This window comes from Streptomyces sp. NPDC096311 (genome assembly GCF_044763085.1).
In the GTDB taxonomy this organism is placed as follows: Bacteria; Actinomycetota; Actinomycetes; order Streptomycetales; family Streptomycetaceae; genus Streptomyces.
In genome coordinates this window covers 68,182-79,645 of the sequence record NZ_JBIWFN010000026.1, presented here as the reverse complement: position 1 = coordinate 79,645, position 11,464 = coordinate 68,182, and the positions used below count along the sequence as shown (strand labels likewise).

The window sequence follows — 11,464 nt, the reverse complement described above, 5'->3', positions numbered from 1 at the left end:
ATCCGCTGTGCATCCGCGTGATGTCTCTTCGCGATGTCTCTTCGCGTGATTTCCCCACAAAAGTAGCTCAGCCGAGTGCGAATGCCGCCCCCTTGAACACCAATCCAGCCCCAAGAGCGACGACGATCAACGCCGAGCCCAGGGGGGCGGTCCTGCGGATCAGGGCCGCCTTCGGTCCCCCTGCCCACCGGGGACGCTTCGCCAGCGCCCGGTTCATCCCGTCGCCCAGCTTGACGACGGCGAACCCGGCCGCCGTGAGCGTCAGGGCGAGACCGACGCCGTACGCCAGAACGAGAAGTAGGCCGAACCACGCCTGTCCCAGCGCCGCCGCGCCCACCAGGACGACCACGGCGGAGGGGCTGGGCACGAGTCCGCCGGCGAATCCGAGCAGGATCGTCCCGCGGAGAGTGGGGGCCACCTCGTGGGTGTGGGTGAAGCCGCCGTGGGTGTGTTCGAGGGTGGGGGAGACGGCGGGGTCGTGCGAGTGGGGGTGGGGGTGCGCGTGGTCGTGGTGGTGGCCATGGGCGTGGTCGTGGGTATGTCCGCTCTCGTGCCCGTGTGGGTGCGGCCTGCTGTCCGTCGTTGCCGTCGCGGCGGAAGCGTGGGCGTGGGCGAGGACCAGGGGGCGTTCGCGCTCTTCCGCATGCTCGTGGCCGTGCTCGCGGCCGTGCTCGTGCTCGTCGGCGTGGCTGTGCGCGTGGTGGTCGTGGTCGTGGTCGTGCGCGTGTCCGTGGGCGTGGTCGTGGGCGTGCTCAACTCCGGGTCGCCGCGGCCGGTTGCGCCAGGCCCGGCGTACGAGCGTGGCACCCGCGAAGGTCACCAGGACGCCGCTGGCGATGCCGAGCCACGCGATCACGGAGGGCGCCGCGGCCGAGCCGGCCGTCACCAGGAGACCGAGGGCGACCACACCCAGGGTGTGGGTGACCGTGACGGAGGCGGCCAGCGGCAGCACGTCCCGCAGCCCCGCCCTGCCGCCGCGCGCCGCGGCCGTCGCGGCCATCAGGGTCTTGCCGTGACCGGGCGCGAGCGCGTGCATCGCGCCCAGGAACACGGAGATGAGCAGGGCCAGCGCGGCGAAGCCGACGGTGAGGTGGTGGCGGGCCACCAGGTTGTTCAGCGCCTCGGTCCAGCGGTCGGCGCCCCGGGGCAGTATGGAGGCCCCGGGGGCCTGCGACCGCTCCTCGACGAGGGCGGGGCCGCCGGGGCGAGTCCGCAGGGACGCGGTCGCGGTGTCGGCGGGGGAGGAGAGCAGTGCCTTGGGGTAACTGGTCAGTTCGTGCGACACCGACTTGGTCGGTACGTCCGAGGCGGTCAGCGTCATCCGGTCGCCGCGCGCGGTGATCTCGCGCCAGCCGGGTCCCCGGTCGGCACCGGCGCTGTGGAAGCCGAGCGAGACCGTGCCCTGCTCGGGCAGCGCGGCCGTCAACCGGCACTCCACCCGCAGGGTGTTGAGCCCGGCCTGTCCGGGGCGCAGCTTCGCCCGGCTCGTGGCGACGGAGAGCGCGGCCGGATGTCCGTCGACGGTGACCTTGCTGCCGTGCGCGGCCGTCTCGCAGCGCTGCCGGGCCCAGTCCGTCATACCGAGCTTGTCGAGGTCGGGCTTCGCCTGGGTGGCCGGGATCTCGGCGAGGTCCTCGACGTGGTCGACGCGCAGCTGTCCGGGAGCGGCGACGAGTCCGTCGTACCGGTTGACGGTGAAGTTGCCGAGCGGATGCGCGCTCGCGGCCCCGGTGGGGACGAGGACGAGGGCGCAGGCGGCGGTGAGGACGGCCGCGCAGGAGGCGAACAGCCGACGCGACCTCACCCTCGGGGACTTCGCCCGCCGGCCGCGCGTGCGAAGGGGCTTCACTTGGCCTCCCCCAGAGCCTTGCGGGCCGCACGGGCGCCCAGGGGTGAGAAGCCCGCGTTCAGGTCGAGGGCCGACTTCAGCGAGGCGCGGGCCTCCTTCTCATGACCGGTGGCGCGCTCGATCATGCCGCGGTGGTAGAGGAAGGACGCGTTGCGGTAGCCGGTGGCCGTGGCCTGGCGGGCGTACGGCAGAGCTTCCTTGTCGCGGCCGTTGACGTGCAGCGCCCAGGCGAGCGCGTCCGCCGTGTGCACGGTGTGGCGGCGTGCCCACTCGGCGCGGGCCGCCTTGAGCGCGTCCCCCCGGTTGCCGTGGTCGGCGGCGGCGAGGGCGGTGTCCAGGTCGGCGTTGACACCGTAGGAGTGGGCCAGCGAGACCCAGGCGGTCACCAGGGCGTACTGGTCGCGGGCCTTCTGCGCGTCGCCGGCCCGGCCGCGCGCCTCGTACAACTCACCCAGTTCGACGAGCGGTTGGGGGAGCGGATAGCGCTCCACGACCTGTTCCATGCCCTTGATCGCCGCCGCCTGGTCGCCCAGCGCGGCCTGGGCGCGGGCACGGCCCTCAAGGGCGGGGAGGTAACTGTCGTCGGCGGCCAGGGCTCGGGCGTAGTACTTCAGCGCGGAGTCGTAGTCGCCCTGGTTCCAGGCGAGTTGGCCGAGCGCCGCCGCCACGTACGAGACGTCGCCCCGGCTCGTCGCCGTGTCGAGTGCCTGCTGAAGGACGCGGCGGGCGGTCTTCACATCGCCGCGCAGCTCGTGGACGTAGGCGTACCGGGTGAAGACGGGGACGCCCGGTCGGCGCGAGTCGGCCAGGTCGGCGGCCTTCGAGGCGTCGGCGTAGCGGCCGAGTTCGACGAGCGCGTCGATACGGGAGGAGAGGGCGCGCTCGCTGTACGGGTTCTCCTTCAGCACCTTGTCCGCGTAGGTCAGGGCGCCGGTGAAGTCGTGCCGCGCCGCGGCGAGGGCGGCACGGCCGGCGAGCGCCGACTCGTTGTCGGGACGCAGCTTCAGGGAGCGGTCCAGTGCCTGCTGCGCCTGCGGGTAGCGGGAGGGGTCGCCCTTGGTGCGGGCCTGCTCGACGTAGGCGAGTCCGAGGGTGGCCCAGCTGTCGAAGTCCTTGGGCTGGGTGCGGAGATGGGCCTGCAGCGAGGTGATGCTGGCGTCGAGGTTCCCGCCGGCCAGCAACTCCGGTGACACGGCGCCGGTGGTGGCGGCGACCGCGGTGCCCGAGCCGTCCCGCAGAGCTCCGACGATCACGGCCCCGGCGGTGAGAGCGAGGGCCAACGAGGCCGCACAGAGGCCGAGTTGGACCGCCCGCCAGCGACGTGTCGAGGCGGATACCCGCCGGACGGCGGCGACGCGTTCATCGGCCACGGGCGGCTGGCTTTCGGCCACGGGCGGCTGGTCTTCCGCCACGGACACGTGGTCTTCGGGCACGGGCGACTCGGCTTCGGGTTCGGGCAAGTGATCCTCGGCCACCGGCAGCTCGGCTTCGGGCTCGGGCGCGGGCTCGGAAGCGTCGTGCGGAGGCTGTGGGTCGGCCGTCGTCACCTCGTCGGGCTCGCCCTCCGGCGCGCTCTCGTTCGTACGCGGGGACATGCCCTCTCCTCAAAGTCCTTGGGGTGAACGGTCGTCGTGGGGGTGGGGCGGGGGGGGGGGCGGGGGGGGGGGGGGGGGGGGGGGGGGGGGCCGCGCCAGTCGGTGGACCGGGCCCGGTCAAGGGGCCCGGTCGTCAGGGCCGGTCAGTAGGCCCGGTTGTACATGCGGCGGCGCCACCACATGACGCCGGCGCCGATCAGCAGGACCCCGGCCACGCCCGCCGCCGCGGAGCCCGCGATCAGCATGATGTTCGTGCTGCCGGAGCCCGTCTGCAGGGCGTCACCCAGCTGGTTCTTGACGTTGCTTCCGGCGCCCTTCGCCAGCGGTCCGCGTGAACCCGAGGTGGGCTCGGCCACGTAGGGGAACGACTTCTCGAAGCTCTTGTCGTTCTTGTCGACCGAGTCCGACAGACCGGTCTTCTGGCCGAGGAGCTCGCCCTCGACGACCCGCAGCGAAGCGTCGATCACGTCGTCGGCGAGCCGACGCCCGTTCGGGAAGCCCGCGTTGTCGCCGTCGAGCACACCGAGCCGCTTGGGGTGCATGCTGGGCTTGATCGAGGTGTTGAGTCGCAGCTCCTCCGCCGGGCGCACCTTGGGCGGCTGGTTGAGGCCCTTCACGCCCTTCAGGAACACGTCGACCAGGTCGTTGCGCGGCTCGGCCGGCGCCTTGATCTTGTAGATCCCCTCGATGAGCTTGGGCAGCTCCGGGTTGGTCACGTTCTTCAGGAACTGCGCGTCGTAGTAGGGATCGGACGCGTTGAACTTGTCCTTGTCCTTCTGCGGGTTGACGACCTCGTTGACCAGCGGGCTGCCCAGGCGCGAGACCTGCGTGTAGTAGCCGCGGGCGTCCTTGCGCTGCACGGTGGACCAGATGCCGACGATCGGCTGGTGCGACGACTCCTGGATCATGTAGTTGGGCACCTGCAGGGCCAGTGTGTTGACGTTGTAGCCCTTGAGCGTGTCACGCCCGACCTCGGACAGGTTGCCGCCGTACAGCAGGTCGAAGACCCGCAGATCGGCGAAGAACGGGTCGTCCGCCTGGCCGGCGAAGGTCGTCGAGTCGCCCGCGAGCTTGTACACGGCCTGGTTGCGCAGCTTCGTGTAGTCCGGCATCGACGCCTTGCCGACGTTCGACGGCGCGACCGGGATGTCGTCCGCGACCTTCGTCTTGGAGACCAGCTTCTGGTTGTGCAGTCGCAGCAGATCGATGTCGTAGGTCTGCGTGATGTTCAGGTCCGGGTCGTCGAGGCTGTTGACCGGGCCCGTGTTGTAGAGGAACGTGTCGCCGTTCTTGCGGTGCGTCTTGAAGGTGTACCGGTACACCAGCTCGCTCTGCGCGTCACCGTTGTTGTCGATGTGGATGTCGTACTGGGCGTCGTCGGCGAACGTGTAGAAGTTCGGCCCGCCGGCCGGCTCCTCGAAGGGTATGAAGTTCGCGATGACCGTCGTTGTGTCCGGCTTGTCCGGGCTGACGAAGGCGTACAGGTCGGTGTTGTCGTACTGGGGAGTGCCCGAGATGAGCGGGGCCTCCCGGTGACTGGAGGCGGAGGCCGCCCCGGGGTCCAGCGCGGCTACGCCGGCGGCTACGAGCCCCCCGGCAGCCAGCGCACCGCAGACGAGGGTCGCGAGACTCCTGCGTCCCAAGCCACTCCTGGAGATAGGTGTCATGCCGTCCGTCCTCAGTTCCCAATTGCCTGACGCACGCCATTCGGAGCGGTCGCCGGGGTGGATTGGTCGAATCCCAAACGTTCTTACGGCGGGTTTCGCGGCTCGTTTCATCGTCGGGCCGGTTTCTTTCACGACGTTCTCAGAGACCCCTCATCACTCTTTGGCAACCGACCCGCGTTTTGACGGTCGTGATCCGTAACCCATCCGGAGGCACTCGCGCTGCGAACATGTAGGTGCAGGGACAGGCCGCGCGCGGCCGGAGAGGGGGGAACGAGTGGAGGCGGACGAACTTCTGGTGCTCGTGGCCGGAGGCGACCAGAAGGCATTCGAGGAGCTGTACGGGCAGGTGTCCGGGCCCGTGTTCGGACTCGTGCGCCGTGTGGTGCGGGACGCGGCCCAGTCGGAGGAGGTGGCCCAGGAGGTGTTGCTCGAACTCTGGCGCTCCGCCGCGCGGTTCGACCCCGGCCGGGGCAGTGCCCTGTCCTGGATCCTCACCCTCGCGCACCGCCGGGCCGTCGACCGAGTCCGCAGCGCCCGCGCGGCCACCGAACGCGAGCAGCGCGAGGGGCAGCGCGCCCATCATCCCGCCTTCGACCAGGTCGCCGAGGAGGTGGAGGCCGGGCTCGAACGCGAGTGGGTGCGCCGCTGCCTGGAGCGGCTGACCACTTTGCAACGTCAGTCCGTCACCCTCGCCTACTACGACGGCTACACCTATCGCGAAGTCGCCGAACGCCTCTCCCTGCCGCTCGGCACGGTCAAGACACGTATGCGCGACGGACTGACACGGTTGCGCCACTGCCTGGGAGGTGTGGCATGAGCGCGCGTCGGACACCGCGCCACGGGTACGGCGCGCCGGCCCGTCAGCCTGCGGCGCCGGAGCGAGAGTTCGCCCGTCAGTCCGCGGCGCCGGAGCGAGAGTTCGCCCGTCAGTCCGCGGCGCCGGATCAAGAGTTCGCCCGTCAGTCCGCCGCGCCGGATCAAGAGTTCATCTCCCGGCCTGCCGCGCCGGACCCCGAGTTCGCCCGCCAGGGCCGTGCTCCACACCCTCGGCGCCTTCCCCCCGGCTCCCGACACCCCCGTATCCGCGCCCTGGAACCGCCCAGCCGCGCCCCGCACCCCCAGGGAGGCGTCGTATGAGCGTCCTCGACCGTCTGCTGCGCCGCGATCTGCACTCGCTCGCCGCCCCCTACGCCCTCGACGCGTTGGAACCCGACGAACGCCGTCGGTTCGAGCGTCATCTGCAGGGCTGCCCCCGGTGCGCGGCCGAGGTGCGGGAGCTGGGCGAGGACGCGGTGCGGCTCGCCTGGTCCACCACGGCACCCGCCCCGGCCGCCCTGCGCGACCGGGTCCTGACCGCCGTACGCACGACTCCTCAAGAGGCGCCGGACCCGTCGCACCCCGCCCACCCGTCGCAGGCGTTGCCGAACGGAGTTCCCCGTGGGCGCGCGGCGCACGGGCCCGCGGCGCGCGGCCGGACTCCGCGCTTCCGGTCGCTGCTCGCCCCGCTCTCCACCGCCACCGCCGCCGCGGCGCTCGTCGTGGCGGCCCTCTTCGCGGTGCAGGCGACACAGACCCAGGACAAGCTGGACCAGGAGCGGGCCCAGGCACGTGAGATCGCCCACGTTCTGGCGGCCCCCGACGCCCGTGCGACGAGTGACCGGGATTCACAGGGCAGTGGAATCGGAGTGGTTGCCTCCGCTTCGGAGCGGCGCGCCGTCGTGACCTTGAGCGGACTTGCCACTCCGTCAGGGGGGCGCGTGCACCAGTTGTGGCTCATGCGCCCCAACGTGCAACCGCGCTCCCTCGGGCTCTTCGAGGGCGACACGCCCTTGATCGCCGACGGACTGAACACCAACGCCACGTCACTCGCTGTCACCGTCGAGCCTCAGGGGGGCTCGGCACAGCCCACCACCACGCCAGTTGCGCAACTCGCCCTGAAATCGGTTGGATTCGGAGAGTAACCGTCAACACCCTTACGGGGAAGGTGAATCCTGCCACCGCGATACACGAGTGCCACGCGGGAGCGATAGGGTTAGCCTGCCCGGGCCGGGTGGACTCGTACGGGTGGGGAGAGACATGGAACAGATAACAGTGCGCAGCAGGGCACGTGTCCCTGCGATCACCTGCGGGAGCAGCGCGACCAGTTCGCGCCTCGACCGCCATCTGGCGGTGCTGGGCGGCCCTGCCGTCCCGCAGCGCGAGACGGCCGAGGCGACTTCGCTGATGCGTGAGCTCACCGCGCGTGACACCGCGCACGACAGCAGTGGGAGGAGCGCGCGCGTACGGCGGGTCTCGCTCTTCGCCCCTCTGAAGCGGCTGCGTCGTTCGCTGTTCGGCGGCCACTAGTACGGTCGCGCGGTACTCGAACCCGCGCTCGGGCGACCACACCGCCCCGGCGTAAGCGCTGCGTTCTCGCCGCCCGTCGTCCCCACGGCACGCAGCGCCGCCCCGGTGTGTTCTCGGAGCGCGGGTGCACCCCCGTTCGTCTTTTTGTGCGCCTCGTTCCCACCCGGCGGCGCGCGGCGGTTTCTGTCTCCCCTTTGTCCTGGCCCTCGGCCGTCGTCAACCCCGGATGGCCGAGCCCCCGTTGGGGTTCATCGCGTCCCGGTCGCGTACCGGCGTACGGCGAGCGGCACGAACACCGCGAGAATGACGGCGCACCAGGTCAGCGCCCCGGCCACCGGATGCGTCACCGGCCAGGCCCCCTCGTCCGGCACCGGTGCGTTCCCGAAGAGGTCCCGCAGTGCCGTGGTCACCGCGCTGATCGGATTCCACTCGGCCACCGTGCGCAGCCAGCCGGGCAGGTTGTCGGTGGGGATGTACGCGTTCGACAGCAGCGGCAGGATGAACGTCGCGCCGCCCAGTTGCCCGGCCGCCTCCTCGCTCTGTGAGGCGAGCCCCAGCACGATGCCGATCCATGTCGTCGCGAACCGGAAGAGCAGCAGGAGTCCGACGCCGGCCACCGCCCGGAGTGCCGACCCCTCGATCCGCCAGCCCACGGCCAGCCCGACCAGCATCAGCGGCACCGTGCCCACGGCGGTGACCACGAGGTCCGCGAGCGCCTGTCCGAGCGGCACGGCGGCCCGGCTCATCGGCAGGGTGCGGAAGCGGTCCATCACGCCCCGGTGCGCGTCCTGGGCGGCCTGGAACATGCCGGTCATGATTCCGTTGGCGGCGGTCGCCACCAGCAGTCCCGGCAGCAGGAAGGCGCGGTACTCCTGTCCGGGTGTCGCGAGGGCGCTGCCGAAGACATAGCCGAAGAACAGCAGCATCGTGATCGGCATGGACTGGGTGAGGATCAGCAGCCCGGGATTGTGCCGGATCCGCCGCAGGTGGCGCCCCAGCATCGCGGTCCCGTCGTACGCCAACGTGCTCATGTCACAAGCTCCTTGCGGTCGGTGCGGCCTCCGGTGAGGCGCAGGAAGACGTCGTCGAGCGTCGGCGGACGCAGGCTCGCGTCGAGCAGTGGCACCCCCGCGGCGTCGAGCTCACGGACGAGCCGGGGCAGGGTCAGTGTCGGATCGGTGGTCACCGCCCCGACCGCGTGCCGCTCGGGGGCGAACGCCGGTTCGGAGCCGGTGAGCCGGTCGAGGACGGCCGCCGCGCCGGGCATCGCGTCGGCGTGCGCGACGACGACCTCCGCGTACGAGCCGATGAGCGCCTTGAGTTCGGCGGGTGATCCGGTGTGCGCGACCCGGCCGTGGTCCACGAGCGCGATGTCGTCGGCGAGCCGGTCGGCCTCCTCCAGGTACTGCGTGGTCAGCACCACGGTCGTGCCCTCGCCCCGCAGGGCGCGCACGGCGTCCCAGATCTGGTTGCGGCTGGCCGGATCGAGCCCGGTGGTGGGTTCGTCGAGGAAGAGCACCTCGGGGCGGCGGATCAGGCTCGCCGCGAGGTCGAGGCGGCGCCGCATACCGCCCGAGTAGGTGGACGCGGGCCGGTCGGCGGCCTCGGCGAGCCCGAAGCGTTCGAGGAGTTCGCCGGCGCGCGTGGGAGCGTCCCGCATCCGGTGCAGCCGAGCGAACAGCCGCAGGTTCTCCCGGCCGGTGAGGTCGCCGTCGACGGAGGCGTACTGCCCGGTGACCCCGATGGCGCCGCGCACCGCGGCCGCCTCCCGTACGAGGTCGTGCCCGGCGACCCGCGCGGACCCCGCGTCGGGCCGCAGCAGCGTGGTGAGCAGGCGCACCGCCGTGGTCTTGCCCGTGCCGTTCGGTCCGAGCACCCCGCAGACGGTGCCCTCGGCCACCGCGAGATCGAGCCCGCGCACCGCGTGGACGACCTCCCCCTTGGCTGTGAAGCTCTTCTCCAGACCTTCACTGAGTACGGCGTACGTAGTTGTCATGGGGCGACCATAGCGCACTACGTACGCTGTACGTAACTAGGATGGTGGCGAGGTGATCGACGACATGACAGGGCGCAGTGCCGTACCCGAAGTGATCTGGGCCCGCCCCGAGCGCGCGGGCCGTGGTCCGCGGGCGGCCTACAGCCGGGCGGACATCGCGGCCGCCGCGGTGCGGATCGCGGACGCGGACGGGCTCGACGCGGTCTCGATGCGGCATGTGGCCACCGAGCTGGGCTGCGGCACGATGTCGCTGTACAACTACGTCCCGCGCAAGGAGGACCTGTACGAGCTGATGGTTGACGCCATCAGCGGTGAGCACGACTCCTGGGAGCCGACGGGCGACTGGCGCGCCGACATGCTCCGGGTCGCCCATCAGACCCGTGCCCTCATGCACCGCCACCCGTGGCTGCCGCGCCTGATGTCCCCGGTCTACGGCTTCAGCCCCAACGCCCTGCGCTACCTGGAGCACTGTCTCGTCTGCCTCGACCCGCTGGACGCGTCGTACGGCACGAAGATGGAGCTGATCGCGATGCTCAACGGTGTGGTGACGACGTACGTCGGCAACGAACTGGCCACCGCCGAGCGCACCCGCTCGCTGCCCTGGTCCGCGGAGCAGGAGCAGGCGATGCGGAGCGCCTACCTCTCCAGCCGGATCGCGACCGGCGCGTATCCGCGGATGGCGGCAGCCTTCACGCAGGACGCGGGCCCGATCGACCTGGAGGCGGTGTTCGAGCGGGCGCTGAGGCGGACGCTGGACGCGTTCGAACCGAAGGGGTAGATCTACGGGGCTGTCGGACCTACGGGGTCAGATGAGCGCGAACTGCCCTTCTGGGCCCTCTTCGCGATGATCGAGGACGGACGCGGGCCGGTGCGCCGCCTTCGCAACCGGCAGCACACCCGCCGCGCGCAGCTCGGTCCGCGTGATCGGCGTGCCGGTCGTCAACTCGGCCAGCTGGGGGCGGAGTTCCGCGAGCAGTGTCAGTACCGTGACGATTTCCAGCAGCTCGGACGTCCAGGCCTGCGGCCAGCCGACGGTCCGGATCGCCTCCAGAGTGCCCGGCTCGGGTGGCTCCACCGGGTCGGTCCTGGCCGCGAACCACTGCTCCAGGACGCGCACTCCGCCCACCTCGAAGTCCCAGGCCTCCGGCGGCACGGGCGAGATGCGGCCCTCGTCGAGGAGGAGGGCCTCCTCGTCGCGGTCGTAGCGCACGTCGACGGGGCGCGACGGGAGCGGGGCGCGGACGTAGGGGCGGCGGCCCCCGGGGAGCTTGGGGCGCTCGCCGTCGCGGCGCATCAGCCACAGCATCCGGCGCCCCAACCCGACGCCGTGCGCCCACGCCTGCGGGTCCGCGGTGAGCGGGACGGCACACCCGTCACGGCCCGACCGCGCGACCGCGACCGTCCAGGCGAGGACGTCGACGGGGTCGGGGGAGTGGCCGAGGCGGGTGCCGAGGTGCTCCAGCAGGCCGGGCGCCAGATTCGGTTCGCGGCCCCCGGGGCGCCGGTGGAGGGGGCGGACACGGCCGCCACGACCGGCGCTCAGCGGCAGCACGGACGCGACCAGCAGCACCGGCCCCGACGTGTCCGGCACCGCCGTCTGCTCCATCACGAACACCTGCCGCTCGTCGGCCACCCGCCACAACTCGGGGCGCGCCGCGTCGATCAGCCGGTGGTCCGGGATCAGCCACTGCTCGTCGAAGGGGCCGTGCAGGACGCGGACCGGCTCCGGACAGGGCCCCGACTCCCGCTCCAGCCGGGCCGTCCCGCCGGCCTGCCCCGGCAGCTGTCCGACGGCCGAGTGCGTGGTGCGCGAGCGCGTCGGGCCGAACAAGGCCTCGCGGGCCGGCCCCTCGGCCTTCATCAGCGTGTCCCAGCGCGCCTTCAGGGACGCCGCGTCGGGCGCCGTCGGCCACCCCCGGCCCAGCCTCGGCGGTGCGACGGACCACGGCATGAGGTCCGCGAGCAGCGGAGCGTCGTCGTGCGTCACGCCCGGCATCGTACGACGTGGGCG

10 protein-coding genes are annotated in these 11,464 nt (G+C 71.8%); 4 read left to right on the top strand and 6 right to left on the bottom strand.

Annotated features, from left to right (window positions below; translation table 11 throughout):
- Positions 1-67: 67 nt before the first annotated feature.
- The 3 genes from ACIRA5_RS45040 to ACIRA5_RS45030 form a co-directional block, all read right to left on the bottom strand.
- A complete protein-coding gene (locus ACIRA5_RS45040; protein ID WP_403702040.1) occupies positions 68-1,804 on the bottom strand; it encodes a sulfite exporter TauE/SafE family protein in 1,737 nt (578 codons plus the stop codon).
- 41 nt (positions 1,805-1,845) lie between these two features.
- Positions 1,846-3,444 carry a tetratricopeptide repeat protein gene (locus ACIRA5_RS45035; protein WP_403701853.1) on the bottom strand — a complete coding sequence of 533 codons (1,599 nt, stop codon included), beginning with the start codon at positions 3,442-3,444 and terminating at the stop codon, positions 1,846-1,848.
- Positions 3,445-3,587: 143 nt separating this feature from the next.
- Positions 3,588-5,111, bottom strand: coding sequence for a DUF4331 domain-containing protein (locus ACIRA5_RS45030; protein ID WP_403701851.1), 1,524 nt, complete (start codon positions 5,109-5,111; stop codon positions 3,588-3,590).
- Positions 5,112-5,385: 274 nt separating this feature from the next.
- Between ACIRA5_RS45030 and ACIRA5_RS45025 the strand changes: the two genes are divergently transcribed.
- From ACIRA5_RS45025 to ACIRA5_RS45015, 3 genes are all read left to right on the top strand, one after another.
- Positions 5,386-5,928 carry a sigma-70 family RNA polymerase sigma factor gene (locus tag ACIRA5_RS45025; protein WP_352050947.1) on the top strand — a complete coding sequence of 181 codons (543 nt, stop codon included), beginning with the start codon at positions 5,386-5,388 and terminating at the stop codon, positions 5,926-5,928.
- A gap of 316 nt (positions 5,929-6,244) precedes the next feature.
- Positions 6,245-7,072 carry an anti-sigma factor domain-containing protein gene (locus ACIRA5_RS45020; protein ID WP_403701847.1) on the top strand — a complete coding sequence of 276 codons (828 nt, stop codon included), beginning with the start codon at positions 6,245-6,247 and terminating at the stop codon, positions 7,070-7,072.
- A gap of 115 nt (positions 7,073-7,187) precedes the next feature.
- Complete coding sequence (locus tag ACIRA5_RS45015) at positions 7,188-7,457, top strand: hypothetical protein (RefSeq protein ID WP_067365075.1); 270 nt, start codon at positions 7,188-7,190, stop codon at positions 7,455-7,457.
- A 248-nt stretch (positions 7,458-7,705) separates the two neighbouring features.
- On the opposite strand, the gene ACIRA5_RS45010 is transcribed toward ACIRA5_RS45015, so the two are convergent.
- Positions 7,706-8,488: an ABC transporter permease gene (locus tag ACIRA5_RS45010; RefSeq protein ID WP_403701844.1), complete on the bottom strand. Its 783-nt coding sequence runs from the start codon at positions 8,486-8,488 to the stop codon at positions 7,706-7,708.
- Positions 8,485-9,453 (bottom strand): ATP-binding cassette domain-containing protein, encoded by a 969-nt coding sequence (locus ACIRA5_RS45005; protein WP_403701841.1) that lies wholly within the window; start codon positions 9,451-9,453, stop codon positions 8,485-8,487. The genes ACIRA5_RS45010 and ACIRA5_RS45005 overlap by 4 nt, the downstream gene beginning before the upstream one ends.
- Before the next feature lie 64 nt (positions 9,454-9,517).
- On the opposite strand from ACIRA5_RS45005, the gene ACIRA5_RS45000 reads away from it, so the two are divergent.
- Positions 9,518-10,231, top strand: a complete 714-nt coding sequence (locus tag ACIRA5_RS45000) for a TetR/AcrR family transcriptional regulator (protein ID WP_403701838.1) — start codon at positions 9,518-9,520, stop codon at positions 10,229-10,231.
- 27 nt (positions 10,232-10,258) lie between these two features.
- Here ACIRA5_RS45000 and ACIRA5_RS44995 read toward each other — a convergent pair whose 3' ends face one another.
- Positions 10,259-11,449 carry a type ISP restriction/modification enzyme gene (locus ACIRA5_RS44995; RefSeq protein ID WP_403701835.1) on the bottom strand — a complete coding sequence of 397 codons (1,191 nt, stop codon included), beginning with the start codon at positions 11,447-11,449 and terminating at the stop codon, positions 10,259-10,261.
- Positions 11,450-11,464 lie beyond the last annotated feature (15 nt).